Origin of the sequence: Microbacterium sp. NPDC089321 (assembly GCF_040684935.1) — a bacterium.
Taxonomy (GTDB): domain Bacteria; phylum Actinomycetota; class Actinomycetes; order Actinomycetales; family Microbacteriaceae; genus Microbacterium.
In genome coordinates this window covers 99,873-120,662 of record NZ_JBFBGX010000001.1, presented here as the reverse complement: position 1 = coordinate 120,662, position 20,790 = coordinate 99,873, and the positions used below count along the sequence as shown (strand labels likewise).

The following is a 20,790-nucleotide window of genomic DNA, read 5'->3' as shown; positions in this document are numbered from 1 at the left end:
CTGCACGGACGTGAGGAGCGATTCGGATGGCTGAAAGACGGCGGGCGCTGATCGTCGGACCGTACAAGGCGCACAATTTCGGCGACGACCTGGTCGGCGGCATCCTCGCGAAGCACCTGCAGCAGCACGGGTATGACGTGAGCATCCCTCGCCTGAGCGAGGCGAACAGCGCCTGGCTCGGCACCGCGCACGCCGAGGGCTACGACGGCCTGTTCGAATCCGCCGACCTCGTGGTCGTCGGCGGGGGTGGCATCATGAGCGACACGTCGGGTGCGAAGCCCGGGGCCTCGCACCTGCAGTTCGTCGCCGACGCGCAGCAGTCTGGGGCGCTCGCCGGGTCGACGCCGGTCGTCGTGACGAGTGTGGGGGCGGGCCCATGGCTGCGCGACCGTTCCCGCAGGCTGGCGCTGGGAGTCTCTGCGCGCGCTGATGCGGTCGGCGTGCGCGATCAGGAATCCTACGATCACCTGCACGGACTGGGGGTGCCGGCCGAGAAGATCGTGCTGGGTGCGGATGTCGCTCTGCTGACGCCGGAGTACCTGGATTTCGCGCCCAGTCGCAGCGGCAAGCTGGGCCTGCAGTTCGACGTGAGCGCGTTCGAAGATGTGCAGGGCAACCCGGAGCTGCCGGAGATCGTGCAGACGCTGGGTGCGTATGCGCGCAAGAGGCGCAAGGACGTCATCCTCATCCGCAACGGCCGGGCGCGCTCAGAGATCGCACCGGCGGCGCAGGGTGCCGAACTGCTGAGTTACACGGCGTTGGAGGAGTTCCTGCCACGTCTGGCAGGCATGCGCGCCCTGTTCACCTCGCACCTGCATCTCGCGATCACGTCGTACTCGCAGCGGATCCCGACGTTCTCGCTTTACGTGCGCGAGAAGACCCGGAGATTCTACGAGCAGATCGGGCACCCTGAGCGTGCTCTCGACCTGCGCGTGGCCACGGTGAAGGACCTCAAGCGCTTTCTCGCCGCGGCTGAGAAGGCGAGATGGACGAACGCGGATGAGGTGACGCTGCAACGCTTGAAAGGGGAGGCGCAGACACTGGTCGACCTTGTGAACTAGCCCTCGTCCGACACAGAGTTACGGAAATTTCAGCCGGTGACTAAGACTGCTGCAACCACTCGATGACGACATACAAGTCGACCACCTGGCGGAGGTACGCTTTGTGCTTGAGCCCATTCTTGACCAGCCAGTTCACACCGGTATGGTTTAAATGCTCGACGATATCCGATTGATTGTGCGCGAGAGCCCCTCGCACGCCCTCGGCGGCTTGTTTGAAGATCTTGACCTGCCAGAACGGAGCGTTCAGGCTAGCGGCGACGCGTACAGCCTCGTCGTGACTCATCCCGGACTCCATCTGATAGCCACGGGCGATCGCGGGAGGGCGAGCGGCCGCGTCCGGATATTTAGCGGGGCGTAACCGACCGGAGAACTCAGCTACGGATGGCTGTCTTCTAACGTGCCACAATTCTTCGCCGAACTTAGGCGAGTCGAATGGGAGTGTAAGGAGCTTCGGAGAAAAACGCTGGATGAGATCGAAGAGCAACAGTCCGGACGAACGCAAGGGGAGAGGCGTGCAATGCGCGAGCTTGGCACCTGCCAGGGAATAGAGGGGATCCACCCTGGTCGCGAAATCCGATGTAGAAAGTTGCGTCAGTCCAATATGGTTGCGATTGCGGCCGTCGATGTAGAAGAAATCGAGCACATAATCGTCGTTCTCGGCGCGTGATCCGATCCTGGTGAGCGCCGTCCGAAGTCCCTCTATCAAGCGTTCGCGTGCCTGATTGCGAAGCAGCGACCGGGACGAATTGTAGGGCCCAAACATACTGTCTCCGAACAGCTGAAGCGCTACTTCGTGCGCCGAATAGCGAACCTGGGAGAAGGCGGGCGCTCGGCGCGCGTAGAAGCTCCGCGCAAGTTCGCCGTGGCCGCCGCCCAGGACGAGGGCATCCGATCGTCGTTCGTAGCCGGTGGGACCCTGCCGTGTCATTCCACCTGTGCGCTTGAGCGCTGCGACGCTACCCGCGACCGGCGAGGAGAATGCAGGAGCGACAAGCCCGCTGAAGGACGTGGGAGCCAAGTCGAACGTGCTCTCCACGCCTTCCGCGACGTCGCGATCCCGGGTTCCTGTGGGGCCGACAGTGTAGTACCCGAAGGCATCGGCGGCTCCCTGCTCAAGAAGCGCTGCCAGAACAACCCGGCTGTCGAGTCCACCTGTAAGGTGTGCAATTCGATTGACGTCGTCACGTGAATTCGCGACGGCGCTGATCGACTCCCGAATGTCGGCAAGGTAGAGCTCAAAGAGCTCAGTAGGCGACACCTGAGACTCCCAGAACCATTGCGCAATCGGATACTCCCGGCGCTCCACCCTGTCGGAGACCGCAAGATACTCGAAAGGGTGAAGGCGATCGACCTGCTCGTAGCTCGTACGCGAGATGCTTCCCCCTCCGTTGAACGCGACTTCCAGGGCGTAGTCGAGGTTCGGTTGGAGGTCGAGCCCCAGGCGGCGCGCACGGTCGACGAGCGCTCCCATCGACGTCGACGCGACAAAGTACCTGTCTGCGTCGAGGAACAGAACCGTAGCTGTGCCCATCGGATCGGGTAGGACGTACGTCGTGCCTCCGCGAAACACATAGGCGCATAGGGCCCCCCGGGCGCCTTTCTGCCATAGGTCGATCATGGTGTTAGAGCTCTCGGTCGCTAAGAGCGGCTCGAGGTCTGTGACACTTGTGACCAGCCGGGCTCCGAGCACTCCGCGACCATGAATATCTGCGACGGGCGAATCTGAGCTATCGGTGGAAAATGCCGATCCACTGCTGTTGTAGACGGTCGTCGATCTGGTGCTCTTATCGAAAACCACTACTGGTGCGAGCAACGCGTCCACGGCGCCCTCCTGAGACATGTGCACGGTACGGATGGGATGGCTGGCTGTTCGCGGGGTAACCACATCGGGCATTCAGGCGAGCAAGGCGTCGATTCTCGCGTAGAAAGCATCCGGGCTGAAGTGCTTGGCCACGAAGTCCATAGCTCGCGCCCTTTGGGCGAAGTACAGTTCCGGCTCTGCGATGAACGTGTCGATCGTGGCCGTCACATCCTCGGCCTCGGAGTAGACGGCACCATCCTCGAACGTCGGTCGGGTGTAAGGCGGCATGATCACGACGCACCCCGCGGCCATCGCCTCCACAGCGGCCATTCCGAAGGACTCGGTCAAGGCCGAGTGATGCTGGTACACCCAGAAAGGAAGCTGGTGCAGGAACTCCATGGGTTCGATGGAGCCGAACTCGTGGACCGTCCAATTGCGCGGTAGCTCGCCGAGAATCTTCTCGGCGGTGTCTGCTCCGCCCAGTATCCGGACGTCGTACTCCGCGGAGTCCGGGTAGCTTCCCAGCAAGCGGGACGTCGTTTCCGGCCACTTCAGAGCGTGGTCGCGGCTGTGGCGTCCGATGGTTCGAGTCGGAGCGGGAGCAGCGCCCGGGGTCGGCTGAGCCGTGATGATGCCGGGCCAGGTCGTCGAGAGAATCGAGCCGGGGGAGACGAGACCTCTCAGACTCGCCTTGATCACAGCCGATTCTGCGGCGTACTTGGCGGGGCGTCCGAAGACGATTTCAGCAGTCTCGACAGTCCGCGGAAGATCGTAGATCGATCCCAGACCGTCTCGGCCGAAGGGTGCATGATTGACGATCACCACCAGCTCATCGGTCTCGACTCCAGAGCGGACCGCCTCCGGGTACTGAAGCACGGAAGGGTGCCGCACAATCGTCAGCCGCGCTCGCACCTCATCAAGAGGCGACACGATCGAAACCAGCGGGTCATTGGAAACGGCCAGGAACCGCGGCTGGATGACCGCGCGCGCGGAGTTCACGGGGGAGGCCATCTGCATGAGCGCTACTCGGTGGCCCTTCGCGACAAGCAGCTCGATCTCGGTCGCGGCAAGCGAAGAGTTGCCGCCGGGGAACCGGAAGTCGGTGACGTAGACGATATCGACCTCGAGTGCGCCCTTGTCATGTTTCGAGCCGATCATGTTCGCGGGAGCAGAGAAGGGCCGTGCGGTCGCAGGGAAGGCCGGCATGAAGAGTGACTGCCCGTCGCTGGCTGCGCGCTGGTGCCAGTCGCGCGACGACTGCTGGTACCAGACCCTTCGCCGGTCGATGTATCCCCGAGCGATCTCCCCTGAGGTCAGCGAGCCCGACCTCACTCGCAGGAAGGAGAGCACATCCGTTCCGGCTACGGATGTTCCTGTCGGGTAGGCCGTCCGGAGACGGTCGTGGAATTCGGCATCGGCACTTCGGTTGACCAGGTCCCAGTGACCGACCTCGTCGACCACTGGATCGCGTCGGAACATCAGCGACGAATAGTTCGGCTGGCTGAATACCGGATTGTTGTTGATGCGGGTGAAGATCAGTTCAGGGGTCGCGCGCGACAGAAGAGACATGTTGGCCACGAGAGACGAATCAGCGAGAAGTTCTGAAACCTGCGTTTCGATCTTGCGAGGGTGCGACCAGTCGTCATCATCGTGCACGGTGATGAATTCGCCCGTCGCCAACTGCGTGACCGCGAAGTTGCGCGCTCTGTAGGTTCCGCCGTTCTCCGGCATCTTATGGACGCGGATACGTGAATCCCGCTCCTGCCACTCCAGGAGGAACCGGTCGTTCTCTGCGGGCGAGGCGTCGTCCATGACGAGAATCTCGAGGTTTCGCCACGTCTGGTTCACCAAGGACCGAAGGGCCGTCGCGATGCGAGGGCCGCTGTTGAATGTGGGAACGATCACCGTGACTTTGGGGCCGTCGAGGATGTGTTCAGCAGCGCCGCTAAGTATGCGATCGAATAGCGGATCGTCGCCAGGAGCGAATGAGATGGTCTCGATGCCGGACTCGCGATAGCCGGCGTTGACCAGATCGAGCCACGCGTCCGAAGGCCTGCGAGAATGCTCGGCCAGTCGATTCGCCGCGAGACTGTTTGCGGCGAGAAGATTGAGCTGATTTCGATCCAGCGACTTCACCTTTAAGAGCTGGGCGTACTTCTGCACGTCCTTGGCATGACCAAGCGAGGCGATGGCTTCCAGGAAGATCAGACGGTCGGTGCGGGAGAGCGTCTTCACGCCGAACGCTCTCATCCCGGCCTTGTACATCTGCACTGCTTCGTATGTCTCGCTCGCTCCTGTGGCTTGGTTCGCCATGATGCGCGTTAGGGAGAAGAACGATTTAGGGTCGAACTGCGACATCGGCATCGACTGCTCAAGAGGATCGTTCGCAGCTTCGTAGAACACTCGGGCCAGCAGGGCGCCGTAATGCAAAGTGCCGCGTGATATCGCCAGTGCGTACGCATCCCTCGTGGCGCGGGTGCGATTCTGAAGCGTGAACGTTTCGAGGTTTCCGTGTCCACCGATCAGCAGGCGGCGGGCATACTCGGCGTCGGCGCCCTGCATGTTCGCCAGCGCACCCAACTTCGTCACTGGGGATCTCCATTCCGAGCGAAGTTCAGCACGAGTGACCGGCCGACGAAGCCGCCCCGAGTAATCCCCGGGATCTTCAGCCATGCTTTGATGACCTCAGACTCGCCAGGCCGATCGGCATCATCAACGAAGATCGTCGCCCGGTCAGCCAGCCGATCCATCAGGAGCGGGACCGCCGGATATCGGGCGCCCGGGTGCTGCCCGGCAGGGGGGCCATCGACGATAAGAAGACCTATGTTGTCGACGGACTCCACCCACTGCGTGCTGTACCAATGATGTTCCACGCCAGCGAGGTGGACGCCGGTAAGCGGAGCGAGGACCACCTGCGCGACGTGGTCCGCATCGATGTCGGTGAGGTACGTGCGTGTGGTCTCCGCATACATCGGATCGTGATCGATCGCGACGAGGGCCGGAGGCTCGTTCATCTGCGCGAGCGAGGAAGCAATCCACGCGGTAGAAACTCCAGAGCCGAGTTCGACGATGGCGTGGCCCGAGTCGAGTCTTTCGGCGATCGTGCGGATGTACTGCACTGACAGGGGCGACATGGCCCAGCTGGCGAAGGTCGGCAGCCGACGCGATATGCCCTGATCGTAGAGCGATGCGAGGGCGGAGAGCTCGGCCACGATTCGGCGCTCAAGAGAATGGGAGTTGCCGCCGTCGAAGGCGACTGCCATCTTCTTGCCGACGGCATCCACGGATTCGGTAATGCTCGCTGTGCTTTCGAGTGTGCGCTGGAGCGCAGTGTGCTGCTGTGACAGCAGCCCCTTCACCTCGGCGAGGGCGGTGATATGACGGTCTGCCGCCGCGCTCAGTGCTTGGTCGCCTGACGCTCGCAGCGCTTCGAGAACTTCAGACTGCTTGCTGATCTGTGCTAGCACATCGTTCGCGCTTCGCTGCAACAGCGCTTCGGTCGATCCGGCGGCGACGGCGCGCTCGGCCAGCCACTCGAACTGGGCACTCGTGCGCCCGGTCTGCTCCCGAAGAAGACCAAGCTGCTCGCGGTTGAGGGACACCGTGCGTTTGTGCGCCTTGAGTTCGTCGGCGATCGCGCGTTGCGTGCGGGTAACCTCGCGGCGCACGCTGATCAACCGCGCGCTGCTCCCTCGTTCCGCAGATGACAGCTTGATGAGGAAGACGCCGATGAGTGTGCATATGGCGACGAGCGGCATCAGCACGAGCTGACCGACTGCGAACATGATGATCACCTGGGTCGCAGCGAGCGCGACAAGCAATGCGAGCGCGGCTTGGCGCACGCGCCCCAGCGCCCTCCACGCAGCGACCATGCGACGCACGACTGACTCAACCGGCAATGCCGCCCCCTGTGGTTCGACCCTCTTCGCGCTCTCTTGACGCGCTCTTGGTGGCCGTGGACATGGCCTGTACCAGAATATCAGCAGCGGTTACGCGCGTTGCTCGCGCGACGGACACTGCATGCGGATCGGGTACCTTCGGATGATGCAGCGTGTGTTCATCTACGGGTCCTGCGTCACCAGGGACGGGGTCGAGCTCTGGCCCGACTACGGTATGGAGCTGGCTGGCTACGTCGCGCGTCAATCGCTGATCTCAGCAACCGCACCCTCTCGCTCGAAGGATTTCGATACCTCCACGATCTCCTCGCCGTTCCAGCGCCGGATGGCGGAGGGAGACATCAGGGGCAACGCGGTCGCCAAATTGACCTCGAATTCGGACGACTTGGATCTCATCATCTGGGATCTCACCGACGAGCGCCTGGGCGTCTATCGAGTGCCGTCCGGCGGATACGTGAGCCGAGTCGTCGACTACACGACCGGGATCTACCGTGGGCAGGCCGCGCTGAATACTCCTATACGCATCGGGACGGCTGAGCATCGCACGCTGTGGGAACAGGCGTTGGTCGAGTTCCTCGCGTCCCTTGAGAGCTCCGGAACCCGGGACCGTCTCATCCTGAACGCCATTCCTTGGGCCCTCCGGGATGAAGAGGGCGCCAGCACCAAGACCGCCGCTAACGATCCGGAAGCCTTCAACGCCGTACTCGCCGAATACTCCGCGATCGCCGAGCGCCACGGAGTGCGAGTCGCTCGCCCGGACGTTCGGCGTATCCTCAGTGCGCGCGAACATCAGTGGGGTGCGGCACCTTTCCACTACACCCAGGACAGCTATCGGGCGTCACTCGACGCGATTCTCGAGGTGCTCTGAATCCATGCGTTCCGCGGCTGGCGATGCACACGTCCGCACCAGAGCGACCAGAACCCTCGTCTCGCTGACCGGCCCCGCGGGAAACATCGGCGATGCGCTCATCCGACGCGGCACTCTCCGTTGGGCACTCGACACGTCAGACGAACTGATCGTCTACACGGGTGATTCGCCTGACGTGTGGTTGCGGCAGCTCGGCGTACCTGACGATGCGACCGTGCTGCGTTCGAAGCGCAGCGTTGCTCGCTGGCTGTGGATGCTGGCAACGGCGCCCGCCCGCCCCGTGCTCGTCTTCGAGGCGGGGGAGGTACCGCTGCACAGGGGCAACGGACTGCGGGAGCTCGTCTTCCTCATAGAGACGATGGTCGTGCGGCTGAAGGGCGGCGTCGTGGTGCGGCCTCCTCGCGGGATCAGATCGCCGTCGAACCCGTCGAGATGGCTGCATGCGCGCGCGGTCCGCCTATCGCAGGTCGCGCTTTGGCGTGACGAGGCGAGTGCCGCGCTCATCGGAGATGGCGAACTTGCACCTGACATCGGGTTCGCCGCTGCGAAATCGAGTCCCGAATCGGAGGCGCGGGACGAACTCATCGTGAGCCTACGCGGAGCCCGCCCCATGCCCGACGACGATTGGATCCAGGCGGTGCGCGCCACGGCCGAGGCCGCTGGGCTGCGGATCCGGACGGTCGTTCAGGTGCGGGAAGATGAGTCGCGTGCTCGCGAACTCGCCTCGGCGCTGGGTGGCGAATTCGACGAATGGGGCGACACGGACCCGGTCGCTCACGAGGAGAGCCTGCGAGCGCGATACTCCCGTGCACGGCTCGTGATCAGCGACCGGATGCACGTGCTCGTGCTCGCCGCAATCGACGGCGCAGCGCCGGCCGAGCTCGTACCCGCACCGACCCGCAAGATCGCCGACGCGTTCGCCGCGGTCGGCATCCTCGACATCACCCTTGACGCCGCGAACGCGCCGTCGCCCGACATGCAGGCGTTCCTGATGACGCAGCTGGGCCGGACGGACCAGACCGGGGAGCGGGTCGAAGCGGCTCGCCGGCGCCTCGACGAGATCGAGGACCAGGTGCGTCAGACGATCCGGATGAGCCGCGCATGAGCGCTGAGCTGCGACGGATTCTCTTCCTGTCCCACAGTCATGCCTTCCGCACGTTCCGCGTCGGCAGCCACCACTATGCCCGCGAGTTCGCTCGGCGCGGTGCGGAGGTCGTGCACCTCTCGACTCCCATCTCGCACGTGCACCGGCGGCTCGGCCGAGTCAGTCGCAGCGAAGCGTCGCGCGTGCCGCGCGGGCCGCACCGGGATCGCGATGGCGTCACGCACATCGTCCCGCGCACGACGATGCCGACCCCCTTCGGCAGGCTCACCGCGGGTCGCGAACTGCAGCACCACGGCATAGACACTCGCTTCGACGCCGTGCTGATCGATCAGCCCCTGCTCTGGGATGACTCCATCCGCGAGCTCACCGACCGGCTTGTGTACCGGCCCACCGATCTCTATCCGGCTGGTGTCAAAGCCCGCATGCAGAAGAGCATCATCGCTGCCGCCGACGGCGTGACCGCGACCTCGAGCGAAGTGCTGCGCGCGCTCGGACCTCTCCGTCAGCCGCACCTCGTGCTGGGCAACGGCGTCGACACCGCCCACTTCATCGCCTCGGCGGAACCAGAGCGTGCGGACGTATGCATCTACGTCGGAGCCCTCGACCGGCGCTTCGATTGGCAGCAGGTCTGCGCCTGGGCGCGGGCCCGCCCTCGTATGCGCTTCGTCGTCGTGGGCCCCTCACCTGCACCGCCCGTCATGCTGCCGGACAATGTCGAACTGTCGGGAGGCGTGCCGTACTCGACGCTGCCCACTCTCCTGCACAGCGCCCGAGTCGGGATGCTGCCACTGTCAGACGATCCGCTCAATGCAGGACGAAGCCCGATGAAGCTGTACGAATACCTCGCCGCCGGGCTCTCTGTGGTCGCTCGTGCGACGCCGGTGCTCGGCGCCGACGAGAGCGCAGGCCTGTTCACCTACTCCGACGAAAACAGTGCCCTCGCTGCGCTGGACGACGCGCTGTCACACGCGTCTCCCAACGTGGCAGGCGTCGAGCGAGCCCGGCAGCAGTCGTGGTCGGCGAAGACGGATCTCCTCGTCGACTTCGTGCTGAAGCTACCGCGACGCTGAATCCGCGCGGCGGCGCCTGCGCCGCACGAGTCTCCACCCGATCCACACCAGCACGACGATCGTCGCGATCACCCCGACGATCGCGAAGGCAGAGGTCGCGACATCCATCGTCATCACAGGCGTGCCGTCGGCGTTCGGCGACGGATCGTCGGCGTTCCTCTGATCGGGGGCGGGCATCGTGGTGGGGGACGCGGCGGGCGGCGTGGCCAGGTCGTGCGTGACCGCGTCCCAGGCGGTCACATTGCCGGCGTAGCCGCGGGCCGCGCCTTTGGCCGCGATGAAGTCCGCCACCGGATTGCTTCCGCGTTTCGGTGCCGGATAGCCGGGGATCGAGATGGCCGGCATCTGCACTCCCTTGCGGACGGTGTACGCGTTGTACACCGCGTGCACCGGCAGTTCGACCAGCGAGAGCGACGGGTCGAGGTCATCTGTGCCGCCGCAGAAGGATGCCGGCCACCCGCGCGTCTTGTGGTTCAGCGAGACCTGCACTGCATAGAGAACGCCGGTGGTGATGCGCGCCTGCTGCTCTGCATAGAGATCGTCGCCCTGGATCCATGCTGTCTCAGCAGTGTTGATGATCCCACCCAGACCCATCGCGGCGTGCCCGAAGTCGCGGCACGACTCCTGAACCTGCCCGTTCTGGAAGCGGACGCCCGGATCAGTGGGCGGATCGGTCTGGCAGTCTTTCGCCTTGCCGTCCAGCCACTGGCAGCGAAGCGCTGTCGGCGTCCGATAGAGGCCGGCATCACTGACCGGCGCCGTGGGCAGCTCTCCGTCCGTGGACAGGTAGACGTAGGCCTCGACCCGCTCGCGCCACATTTCCAGTGCGCGATCGTAGAGCTGGCGATCGTCGAGGAAGACGGCGATGCCGATCAGGCCCTCTGCGGCAGACAGCTTCCAGTTGCCGTTCGCGCGGCCGTAGTCGAAAGTCGTCAGAGTCGGAACGAACACCTTGCGGAGCATGGTGCCGAACGCCTTGGCGTCGAACTCGTGCTTCTTCGAGGTGGGCTTGTAGCTGTAGCGGATGAGCTCGGCCCCGCGCACCATCTGCCCGGCGGTCCATGCCGTCATCAACGGCCCGTTCGACCCTCGGCTTCCCTTGAAGCGCGCCGAGTAGGCGTTGAGGATGGCGACCGCGCGCTGCGCGTACCGCTCATCGCCGGTGTAGAAGTACGCGAGCGCCTGGGCGTACACCGCGCGCCCGTCTGCTTGCTGGTCCGCGCAGCCGACGCCGGGGTTCTCGTTGAATGAGCCGCAGACGCTGACGCACCCGCTGCGGTCTTGGGTGCCGCACTTCTTCGCCGTCGGATCAGATGCCGATGCGGAGCCGAAGCTCGTGAAGTCCGGTGCGTTGCGCTTCGCGTACGGCGACGAGGTGAGCTGCTTGAAGCTCTCAGCCCAGGGCGAGTCGCCCGCAGCGATACGCTTCTTCGTCGAAGCGAGGTTTTCGAGGCTGTTGAACACGCCAGGGTGGGTGAAGCCCGCAGACGAGACCACGGGCTGCAGTTCATCCAGCGTTGACGCCTGCTCAGCTCGTACCGCCGGGGCAACCGCGACGGAGATCATCAGCATCATGGCGAGCGTCAGCAGGGCGGCTGCGCGATGTACGCGGGTCAGGCCTGCCGCGTGCGACGCCGATCTGCTCAGCACGTTCGTCCCCTCACCAGTACCTACTCGCCACGATGTATCCACTCTGGCCGACGGCCGCTCTGCCACCAAACGGCGCTCAGCCCAGCCCGCGCTCCAGCACGTCCGAGACCACGCGGGCAGTCCGGTTCCAGTCGTGGGCGCTCGCGGGCGGTGACACGCGACGCGGCGAGGCCGCAGCGGCGGTCATAACGTCTGCCCATTCCTCGGCATCCGACCACGACTCGAGCGACCACCCGCGGTCGCCGACCACTTCGGCCACTGCCTCGCATCCGCGCCAGAAGATCACGGGCACCCCGCAGGCGACCGATTCGAGGGCGGGCAGGCCGAAGCCTTCTATCGTCGAAGGCATGACGGTGGCCGCGGCGCCTCGGTAGATGGCGGCGAGGCGTTCGTCGTCGATGCCGTGCAGCCACTCGACGCGCTTCTCGATGCCGAGCGCGGCGGCCTGCGCCGCCGCCTCAGCGATCTCGCGCTCGGGCACGACCGCTCGCAACCGCACGTCCGAGGTGAGTGCGAGCCCTCGAAGCACGACGTCGAGGTTCTTGTGCCCACGCATATTGCCGACGAACACGACATAGGGGTCAGCGGAAGCATCCGTCGCCCCCTCGGCCTGAAAAGCGTCCGAGCACCCGTTTCCGGCGTCGACGATCTCGACGGCGTCATCGCCGACCCACTCGCGGATCGCGCGTTCCGACGTCTGCGAGACCGTGAGAACGACCCCCGCCTTGCGAACCGCGTGACGGACGGGGCCGCGATAGTACGCCTCGAACTTCGCGCGCCCAGGCCAGGGCATCTGCAGGTGGATGAGATCGTGCACCGTGAGGATCTGTCTCGGTGCGCGCACCAGCGCGCCGTACCCGGGGGAGTACACCAGGGCATCGCCGCCCAGCTGCGGCAGCGAGCGAAAGGCGTCGAGCGGCGAATGCTGGTTGCCGTCGAGACCCAGCGGCCGCCAGTGCGGACGCAGTCGCGGAAGGACCTCGCTCGCGTACCGCCCGATGCCGTGCGCTCCGCGGTAGCGGTCATCGACGTAGAGCTCGGTCACCGCTCAACTCTCTCATGTCGCTCCACGCCCATCGGTTCGTTCGGATCCCTCGCAAAATGTGCCGCTTATTCTTGAGTCCATGTGTGGAATCGTCGGATACGTGGGCCCGCGGCCCAGCCAGGACATCCTTCTCGCGGGTCTCGCCCGTCTCGAGTACCGCGGCTACGACTCGGCGGGTATCGCCGTCATCGATGAGCAGGGCGACCTGGGCATGCGCAAGAAGGCCGGCAAGCTCGCCGTGCTGCGCGATTCGCTCACCGAGCATGCTCTCGGCGACGGCACCACTGGCATCGGGCACACGCGCTGGGCGACGCACGGCGGCCCGACCGACGTGAACGCGCACCCGCACCTCGCAGACGACGACAAGCTGGCCGTCATCCACAACGGCATCATCGAGAACTTCAGCGCCCTGCGCGACGAGCTCACCGCCGAGGGCGTCACCTTCCGCAGCGAGACCGACACCGAGGTCGCCGCAGCCCTGCTCGGCCGCGAGTACCGCCGGACGGGCGACCTGGCATCCGCCTTCCGCGCCGTCGTCAACCGCCTCGAGGGCGCCTTCACTCTTCTCGCCATGCACGAGGACCAGCCCGGCGTCGTCGTCGGCGCCCGTCGCAACTCGCCGCTGGTGATCGGCCTCGGCGAGGGCGAGAACTTCCTCGGCTCCGACGTCGCCGCCTTCGTCGAGCACACCCGCAAGGCGCTCGCCATCGGTCAGGACCAGATGGTCACGATCACCCCTGACGAGGTCGTCGTCACCGACTTCGACGGCAACCCCGTCGAGGCGCAGCCGTTCGACGTCTCGTGGGACGCCGCCGCCGCCGAGAAGGGCGGATGGCCGTCGTTCATGGCCAAGGAGGTCGCAGAGCAGCCCGAGGCCGTCGCGAACACGATCCGCGGCCGCGTGCAGGGCGACGAGGTCGTGATCCCCGAGCTCGACGGACTCGACGAGCTGTTCATCGGCATCGACCGCGTCATCATCACCGCCTGCGGCACCGCCTCGTACGCGGCGCTGGTCGGCAAGTACGCGATCGAGCAGTGGGCGCGCGTGCCGGTCGACGTCGAGCTCGCGCACGAGTTCCGCTACCGCGACCCGGTGATCGGCGACCGCACCCTGGTGATCTCGATCAGCCAGTCGGGCGAGACCATGGACACCCTGATGGCCGTGAAGTACGCCCGCGAGCGCGGGGCGCGCACGCTGTCGGTCTGCAACACGCAGGGCGCCACCATCCCTCGCGAATCGGATGCCGTCGTCTACACGCACGCCGGCCCCGAGGTCGCCGTCGCATCGACCAAGGCGTTCTCTGCGCAGATCACCGCGCTGCTGCTGCTCGGACTGCACATGGGCCGTGTGCGCGGCACCCTGGCATCCGGAGCCGCAGCCGACGTCGCCGAGCTGCAGGCCCTGCCCGAGAAGATCGCCCAGGTGCTGGCGAACGAGAAGGAGCACGTCTCGCAGCTGGCCGGCTGGATGGCCGACACCCGCTCGGTGCTGTTCCTCGGCCGCCACGTCGGTTACCCGATCGCTCTCGAGGGCGCGCTCAAGCTCAAGGAGATCTCGTACATCCACGCCGAGGGCTTCGCCGCAGGCGAGCTGAAGCACGGACCGATCGCCCTCATCGAGCCGGGTCAGCCCGTGTTCGTGCTCGTGCCGTCTCCGCGTCACTCGGCGCTCGTGCACTCGAAGGTCGTCTCGAACATCCAGGAGATCCGCGCCCGCGGTGCCAGGGTGATCGTCATCGCCGAAGAGGGGGATGCCGCCGTGCTGCCCTTCGCCGACGAGGTCATCCACATCCCGCTCGCCGGTGCCATGTTCGAGCCCGTGCTCGCCGTGGTGCCGCTGCAGATCTTCGCGATGGCCCTCGCCACCGCGAAGGGCCTCGACGTCGACCAGCCGCGCAACCTCGCGAAGTCCGTCACCGTCGAGTGAGCTGACCTTCCAGCCCTCACGTCTCAGGGGCCGGCACGCCGGATGTCAGACGGAATCACGCGTTCCGTCGAGCATCCGGGCGCCGGCCCCGTTTCGCGTGCCGGCAGCGGGTGGGGCCGGATGCCGCGGGCTAGGCTGAACGGGTGATCATCGGCACCGGCATCGACCTCGTCGACATCGCGCGGTTCGAGCGCTCGGTCGTGCGCACCCCAGGGCTGCTTCCGCGACTGTTCACCGACGCCGAGCAGCAGCTCAAGCTGCGATCGCTCGCCGCGCGGTACGCCGCGAAGGAGGCGCTGATCAAGGCGCTCGGCGGCAGCGACGGCGTGTACTGGACCGAGATCGAGATCGGCTCCGAGCCGTCGGGAAAGCCGCACTTCGTGCTCAGCGGCTCGACGGCGGCGGTCGTGGCTGAGCGCGGCATCACCGCGCTGCACCTGAGCATGTCTCATGACGCGGGCCTGGCCATCGCGTACGTCGTCGCCGAGGGGATACAGGCATGAGCCGGAGTGCTGCGTGCGCCTCCGCGGCGGAGGCCGGAAGCACGGACGAGAGAGGGACAGTATGAGCGTTGCGTTCCGCGAGGCGTCGATCGACCTCGGTGCCATCGCCCACAACGTGGCTCGCTTCCGCGCGCTCACCGGCGTGCAGGTCATCGGTGTCGTCAAGGCGAACGCCTACGGGCACGGTGCGCCCGAGGTGGCGACCGCCGCGCTCGCCGGAGGAGCGACCCGCCTCGGCACGGCGACCCTCGAGGAGTCGCTGGCGCTGCGCAAGGCGGGCATCACGGCTCCGCTGATGGCCTGGCTGCACCCGAACGACCGCCGCTTCGACGATGCCGTCGAGGCACGCATCGAGATCGGCGTCTCGTCATACGAGCAGCTGCTCTCGGCATCCGCGGTCGCCCAGCCGCCGGCATCCGTGCACCTCAAGGTCGACACCGGTCTCTCGCGCAACGGCATCGCGACCGACGACCTCGACCGCGTCTTCGCCGAGGCCGCCCGCCTCGAGCGCATCGGCCGCATCCGCGTGCTCAGCATCTTCAGTCACCTGTCGGGCGCCAGCGGCGACGACGACCGCGCCCAGCTGGCCCGATACCAGCAGATCGTCGCGCAGGCCGAGGCCCACGGCATCCACCCCGACTTCCGTCATCTCGCGGCGACCGCCGGCGCGATCGACATCCCCGAAGCGCGACTCGACGCCGTGCGCGTCGGCATCGGCATGTACGGGCTCTCGCCCTTCGCCGACCGCACCTCGGCCGAACTCGGCCTGCGCCCCGCGATGCGGCTGAGCGCCGCCGTCGCCGCCGTGCGGCGGGTACCCGCCGGCACCGGCGTCTCGTACGACTACGCCTACCGCTGCGAGAACGAGACGACGCTCGCGCTCGTGCCCCTCGGCTATGCAGACGGTGTTCCGCGCCAGGCATCCGACCGCGGCCCCGTCGTGATCAACGGGCGTCGCTACACCGTCTCAGGGCGCATCGCCATGGATCAGTTCGTCGTCGACGTCGGCGACGACGAGGTGCGCCCCGGTGACGAGGTGGTGCTGTTCGGCGACCCGGCGGATGCCCTGCCCAGCGCCACCGACTGGGCGGATGCGGCGGGCACGATCAACTACGAGATCGTCACGCGCATCGGCTCGCGCGTGCCGAGGAGGTCGCACTCGTGAGTGTCGATCCCGCCTTCCTCGGGCGTCTCGAGATCCGCACCGCGGATGCCATGGAGAACCTCGGCCTGCGCATCGGCGAGCAGCTGCAGCCGGGCGACCTGCTGATCCTCACCGGCCCGCTCGGCGCCGGCAAGACGACCTTCACGCGCGGCCTCGCCGAGGGGCTCGGGGTGCGCGGTCCCGTGCAGAGCCCGACCTTCGTCATCGCGCGCACGCATCCGTCGCTGATCGGGGGAGCACCGCTCGTGCACGTCGACGCGTATCGACTGGGTTCGGCGGCCGAGCTCGATGACCTCGACATCGACTTCGCGCGCTCGGTGGTGGTGATCGAGTGGGGCCGGCCGATGGCATCCGCCGTGGCCGACGCCTGGTGGGACATCGAGTTCGAGCGCCCGGTGGGCGGCGATGACGACCTCGACGACGAGGATCTGGATGCCGATGCGCCGCGCATCGTCACCATCGAGCGCGTAGAGAGCTGATCCGCCCGCCCTCGCGTGCGACGACGCGTCCTCAGGGGTTCGGGTCGTGACGGCGCGCGAGCGCCGCGACGATCGCGTCAGGACCGGATGCCGCGGCCGTGACGTTCTCGTCTTCGACGGCCCGCACGATCTCGGAGCGCTGGATGCGGGTCTCCCGGGGTGCCTTGATGCCGACGCGGATGCTGTCGCCCTTGACGTCGAGCAGAGTCACCTCGATCTCGTCGCCGATCAGCACGCTCTCGCCGATACGCCTCGTCAACACCAGCATCAGATCAGCCTATCGGCGTCGGGGGCACGGCGCCGCTGACGGCCGGCTGTGCCGTGTCTCGCACCACACCGACCGTCTCGATCGTGAAGGCGCCCGATGCCTCGGTGTACGACAGCACCGGGAGGCCGTCGGTCTGCGCCGACACCAGGCGCCGCACAGCGGCTCGCAGCGTCGGGGCGCACACGAGCACGGGTTCTCCGCCTGCGCCGGCCGCAGCGGCGGTCGCCGCGTGACGAACGGATTCGATCACCGCCTCCATGCGCTGCGGATCGAAGACGATCTGCGGGCCGTCGTCTCCCATGCGCAGGCTCTCGAGCATCGCCTGCTCGAGAAGGGGATTGATCATGATCACCCTCAGCACGCCGTCTTCGGCGAAACGCGCGGCGATCGCGGGGCCGAGCGCGCCACGCGCGGCCTCGATCAGCCCCTCCGGCTCGGTCGACGTCCTCGCACGCAGCGCCAGCGCCTCGTAGATGCGGCTGAGGTCGTTGATCGGTACGCGCTCGGCCAGCAGCCCCTGCAGCACGCGCTGCACCTCGGCGAGCGACAGCAGGGCCGGCGTCAGCTCTTCGACGGCCGCCGGAGACACCTGCTTCAGGGCGTCGGTCAGCTGCCGCACGTCCTCACGGCTGAGCAGCCGGGCGGCACCCGCATGGATCACGCTCGACAGGTGCGTGATGACGACGCTCGCCCGGTCGACCACCGTCGCCCCGGCGAACTCGGCGCTGTGCCGCATCTCGATCGGGATCCACTTGCCCTCGAGCCCGAAGACGGGGTCGTGCACGGCTGTTCCCGGCAGCGTGTCGAGCCCCGCCCCGAGGGCGAGCAGACGACCAGGGGGCACGATCCCGCGCCCCGCCTCGACGCCGGCGATGCGGATGACGTAGGTCGAGGGGGCCAGCTCGATGCTGTCCCGCGTGCGCACCGGCGGCACGACGAGGCCCAGATCCAGGGCGATGCGACGGCGCAGCGCCTTGACCCGCGCCAGCAGGTCGTCCGGCCCTCCGGTCACCAGGTCGACCACATCGGAGGCGAGCTGTATCTCGAGAGCGTGCACGCGCATCCGCTCCATCAGCTCCTCAGGACTGTCGGACGACACGGCCTCCACGGCCGGCTCGTCGGCTGCGGCGGCATCCGCCTGGGTCGCCTTGACGCGCTGGGCTGCGAGGATCAGCAGGGCGCCGACCACGAGGAACGGCAGCACCGGCATGCCGGGGATGAAGGCCATCACGATCGCCGCGCATCCGGCGATGTTGAGCGCGTTCACCGACTGCCCCAGCTGTGCGAACGCCGCGCTGCCCATCTCGGTCTCGGCGTTCGAGCGCGTCACGATCATGCCCGTCGAGACGGCCATCAGCAGCGCGGGGATCTGCGTGACCAGACCGTCGCCGATCGTGAGCAGGCTGTAGGTGCTGACCGCCTCGTCGATGGCCATGCCGTGCGAGACCATGCCGATCGCGATGCCGCCGACGATGTTGATGATGATGATCACGAGACCGGCGATCGCGTCGCCCTTGACGAACTTCGACGCGCCGTCCATCGCGCCGTAGAAGTCGGCCTCCGCAGCGACCTCGGCGCGGCGCTCGCGCGCCTGCGCGTCGGTGATCAGGCCGGCGTTGAGGTCGGCGTCGATGGCCATCTGCTTTCCGGGCATCGCGTCGAGCGTGAATCGCGCACCCACCTCGGCGACGCGCTCGGCGCCCTTGGTGACCACGACGAACTGGATGACGACGAGGATGAGGAACACCACGGCGCCGATGATGAGCGAGCCGCCGACGGCGATCGCGCCGAACGCCTCGATCACCTGCCCTGCATACGCCTCGCCGAGCACCAGACGCGTGGATGCGACGTTCAGTCCGAGCCGGAACAGCGTCGCCACGAGCAGCAGCGAGGGGAAGACCGAGAAGTCCAGCGGGCGCCGGATGAACATCGTCGTCAGCAGGATCACCAGCGCGAACAGGATGTTCAGGATGATCAGCAGATCCAGCAGCAGCGGTGGCACGGGCACGACCAGCAGCATGATGATGCCCACCACGGCGATGGGCACCGCGATCCTGTTCACCGTTCCCCGCATGCGTCACTCCTTCTCGTCATCAGGCAGACCTCGTCCTCACCCGGTCTTCACCGGCAGCGAGTGCACGCCGCGCGCAGAGCCGCGCTTGCGCAGCATGTCGACGAACACCAGCACCCTCGCCACCGCCGTGTACAGCTCTTCGGGGATCTCCTGCCCCAGCTCGCAGGCCGCATGGAGAGCGCGGGCGAGCGGCACGTCGCGCACCATCGGCACCCCCGTCTCGGCCGCCCGCTCGCGGATGCGCTCCGCCACGACGCCCTTGCCCTTGGCGACCACCTTGGGCGCCGATCGCCCGACCTCGTATCGCAGCGCCACGGCCACGTGCGTCGGGTTGACGAGCACCACGTCCGATCCGCCCACGGCGGCGATCATGCGGTTGCGGCTCATGGCCAGCTGACGGGACCGGCGTTGCTGGCGGATCAGCGGGTCGCCCTCCGAGCTCTTGTGCTCATCGGTCACCTCGCGCTTCGTCATGCGCGTGTGCTTGCGGTTGCGTCGCATCACGACGAACACGTCGATCGCGGCGAGCGCGAGGCCGACGGCCACCGCGACCTGGAGCAGAGCCGCGACGCCGCCGGCGGCGGTGCTGAGCAGGCGAGTGATCGAGTGCGCGCCGCTGACCGAGAGCACGGGGATGAGCGACGCGATCACTGCCCACAGCGCCACCGCGATGGCGGCGGTCTTGAGCAGGGCCTTGGCGCCCTCCCAGAGCGCCTGCATGCCGAAGAGGCGTTGCACGCCGGCCACGATGTTGAACTGCTCGTAGCGGCCCGACAGCTTGCGCATCCGCACCCCGCCCTGCACGACGGCGCCGATCAGGGTGACGACGGCGACGCTGGCGAGCAGCGTGCCGAGGGTGGGCAGCACCGACCCGAGGCCCAGGCCCAGCACACCCAGCGCCGCCTCGGCCGACGGCCTGTTCGCGATCGACGTCAGGGCGACGAGCTGCTCGGTTCCGGCGCTGGCACCCGCGGCCATGGCGGCGGGCATGGCGATCGCCGCGGCGGCTATGCCGAGCCACGCGGTGAGATCCTGGCTGCGCGAGAGCCGGCCCTTCTGACGGGCCTCGCGCAGATGCTTCTCGGTCGCCTTCTCGCTGCGCTCGCCGCTGTCGCTCACCTGCCCACCCCCTGCATCATGTGCAGCGCCTCGGAGACGAGGGCATTGACGATCCCCGGGAGCGCGACGAAGGTGAAGCCGGCGAGCACGAGCGTCAGGAGGATCTTGATCGGGAAGCCCATCGCGAACGCGTTCAGCGCGGGCGCCACGCGCGTGACGAGGCCCAGACCTGCATCCGCGAGGAAGAGCACGAGCAGCAGAGGACCGGCGATCTGCACCGCGCCCAGGAACATCTGCACCACGCCGTCGACGAGCAGCTCAGCGGGCGAAGCGAGGTCGAGCACGCCGTCGAGCGGCACCGCGTCGAAGCTGCGGGCCAGACCGCCGAGCACGATCTGGTAGCCGCCGGAGGCGAACAGCAGCGCGAAGGCGGTGACGTGGAAGAGACGGGTGAACTGGGCCCCGTTGACCAGCGAGTGCGGGTCGAACGCCTGCGCGAGCTGGAATCCGCCGAAGATGTCGATCAGTCCGCCCGCGGCCTGGACCGCCGAGAAGCAGACGAAGACGAGGAAGCCGAGCACGGCGCCGGTCAGCACCTGCAGGACGAGGGCGCCCAGGAACCCGGCGGTGTCGAGGGACTCGTATCCGGGCGCGACCACCGCCGACATGGCGAGTGCCAGTGCCATGGCGAGCATCGCCTTGACCCGCACGGGGAACGCGCCGTACGAGAACGGCGGCGCGATCATGATGAACGCGGTGATGCGCACGCCCGCGAGCATCGTCGCCTCCAGCCAGGCGAAGTCGATCGGGATCTGCACG

General features: G+C 66.9%; 17 protein-coding genes. 8 read left to right on the top strand and 9 right to left on the bottom strand.

Annotation, left to right across the window (positions count from 1 at the left end):
* Positions 1–26: 26 nt before the first annotated feature.
* The gene (locus tag AB0N59_RS00575; RefSeq protein WP_363477252.1) at positions 27–1,061 is read left to right on the top strand and encodes a polysaccharide pyruvyl transferase family protein; all 1,035 of its coding nucleotides are present in this window, start codon (positions 27–29) and stop codon (positions 1,059–1,061) included.
* A gap of 40 nt (positions 1,062–1,101) precedes the next feature.
* Here AB0N59_RS00575 and AB0N59_RS00570 read toward each other — a convergent pair whose 3' ends face one another.
* From AB0N59_RS00570 to AB0N59_RS00560, 3 genes are all read right to left on the bottom strand, one after another.
* Complete coding sequence (locus tag AB0N59_RS00570; RefSeq protein WP_363477249.1) at positions 1,102–2,883, bottom strand: hypothetical protein; 1,782 nt, start codon at positions 2,881–2,883, stop codon at positions 1,102–1,104.
* A 72-nt stretch (positions 2,884–2,955) separates the two neighbouring features.
* Positions 2,956–5,451: a glycosyltransferase gene (locus AB0N59_RS00565; RefSeq protein WP_363477246.1), complete on the bottom strand. Its 2,496-nt coding sequence runs from the start codon at positions 5,449–5,451 to the stop codon at positions 2,956–2,958.
* Positions 5,448–6,734, bottom strand: coding sequence for a class I SAM-dependent methyltransferase (locus tag AB0N59_RS00560; protein ID WP_363477243.1), 1,287 nt, complete (start codon positions 6,732–6,734; stop codon positions 5,448–5,450). Before AB0N59_RS00560 ends, AB0N59_RS00565 begins: the two co-directional genes overlap by 4 nt.
* 169 nt (positions 6,735–6,903) lie before the next feature.
* Here AB0N59_RS00560 and AB0N59_RS00555 point away from each other — a divergent pair, with 169 nt between their 5' ends.
* The 3 genes from AB0N59_RS00555 to AB0N59_RS00545 are packed head-to-tail and all read left to right on the top strand — an operon-like array spanning position 6,904 to position 9,801.
* Positions 6,904–7,626, top strand: a complete 723-nt coding sequence (locus tag AB0N59_RS00555; RefSeq protein WP_363477240.1) for a DUF6270 domain-containing protein — start codon at positions 6,904–6,906, stop codon at positions 7,624–7,626.
* A 4-nt stretch (positions 7,627–7,630) separates the two neighbouring features.
* On the top strand, positions 7,631–8,731 hold the full coding sequence (locus AB0N59_RS00550; RefSeq protein WP_363477237.1) for a polysaccharide pyruvyl transferase family protein: 1,101 nt from the start codon (positions 7,631–7,633) through the stop codon (positions 8,729–8,731).
* On the top strand, positions 8,728–9,801 hold the full coding sequence (locus tag AB0N59_RS00545; protein WP_363477234.1) for a glycosyltransferase: 1,074 nt from the start codon (positions 8,728–8,730) through the stop codon (positions 9,799–9,801). Before AB0N59_RS00550 ends, AB0N59_RS00545 begins: the two co-directional genes overlap by 4 nt.
* On the opposite strand, the gene AB0N59_RS00540 is transcribed toward AB0N59_RS00545, so the two are convergent.
* Together AB0N59_RS00540 and AB0N59_RS00535 are read right to left on the bottom strand one after the other, a co-directional pair.
* Complete coding sequence (locus AB0N59_RS00540; RefSeq protein ID WP_363477231.1) at positions 9,787–11,451, bottom strand: alginate lyase family protein; 1,665 nt, start codon at positions 11,449–11,451, stop codon at positions 9,787–9,789. The genes AB0N59_RS00545 and AB0N59_RS00540 overlap by 15 nt on opposite strands.
* Positions 11,452–11,527: 76 nt before the next feature.
* Entirely contained in the window at positions 11,528–12,496 is a 969-nt protein-coding gene (locus tag AB0N59_RS00535; RefSeq protein ID WP_363477228.1) for a glycosyltransferase family 1 protein, read from the bottom strand.
* A gap of 79 nt (positions 12,497–12,575) precedes the next feature.
* Here AB0N59_RS00535 and glmS point away from each other — a divergent pair, with 79 nt between their 5' ends.
* The 4 genes from glmS (at position 12,576) to tsaE (ending at position 16,570) form a co-directional block, all read left to right on the top strand.
* Positions 12,576–14,423: a glutamine--fructose-6-phosphate transaminase (isomerizing) gene (gene glmS, locus AB0N59_RS00530; RefSeq protein WP_363477225.1), complete on the top strand. Its 1,848-nt coding sequence runs from the start codon at positions 12,576–12,578 to the stop codon at positions 14,421–14,423.
* A gap of 143 nt (positions 14,424–14,566) precedes the next feature.
* Positions 14,567–14,926 carry a holo-ACP synthase gene (locus tag AB0N59_RS00525; protein WP_363477222.1) on the top strand — a complete coding sequence of 120 codons (360 nt, stop codon included), beginning with the start codon at positions 14,567–14,569 and terminating at the stop codon, positions 14,924–14,926.
* Between the two features lie 61 nt (positions 14,927–14,987).
* The gene (gene alr, locus AB0N59_RS00520; RefSeq protein ID WP_363477219.1) at positions 14,988–16,091 is read left to right on the top strand and encodes an alanine racemase; all 1,104 of its coding nucleotides are present in this window, start codon (positions 14,988–14,990) and stop codon (positions 16,089–16,091) included.
* 50 nt (positions 16,092–16,141) lie between these two features.
* The gene (gene tsaE, locus AB0N59_RS00515) at positions 16,142–16,570 is read left to right on the top strand and encodes a tRNA (adenosine(37)-N6)-threonylcarbamoyltransferase complex ATPase subunit type 1 TsaE (RefSeq protein ID WP_363481147.1); all 429 of its coding nucleotides are present in this window, start codon (positions 16,142–16,144) and stop codon (positions 16,568–16,570) included.
* 31 nt (positions 16,571–16,601) lie between these two features.
* Here the strand turns inward: tsaE and csrA are convergent, their stop codons facing one another.
* Genes csrA through AB0N59_RS00495 form a run of 4 tightly spaced genes read right to left on the bottom strand, consistent with a single transcriptional unit; the run spans position 16,602 to position 20,789 of the window.
* The gene (gene csrA / locus AB0N59_RS00510; protein WP_363477216.1) at positions 16,602–16,838 is read right to left on the bottom strand and encodes a carbon storage regulator CsrA; all 237 of its coding nucleotides are present in this window, start codon (positions 16,836–16,838) and stop codon (positions 16,602–16,604) included.
* 4 nt (positions 16,839–16,842) lie between these two features.
* The gene (locus AB0N59_RS00505) at positions 16,843–18,912 is read right to left on the bottom strand and encodes a flagellar biosynthesis protein FlhA (RefSeq protein ID WP_363477213.1); all 2,070 of its coding nucleotides are present in this window, start codon (positions 18,910–18,912) and stop codon (positions 16,843–16,845) included.
* A gap of 36 nt (positions 18,913–18,948) precedes the next feature.
* Complete coding sequence (locus AB0N59_RS00500; protein ID WP_363477210.1) at positions 18,949–20,031, bottom strand: EscU/YscU/HrcU family type III secretion system export apparatus switch protein; 1,083 nt, start codon at positions 20,029–20,031, stop codon at positions 18,949–18,951.
* Positions 20,028–20,789 (bottom strand): flagellar biosynthetic protein FliR, encoded by a 762-nt coding sequence (locus AB0N59_RS00495; RefSeq protein WP_363477207.1) that lies wholly within the window; start codon positions 20,787–20,789, stop codon positions 20,028–20,030. Before AB0N59_RS00495 ends, AB0N59_RS00500 begins: the two co-directional genes overlap by 4 nt.
* Between the last annotated feature and the right edge of the window lies 1 nt (position 20,790).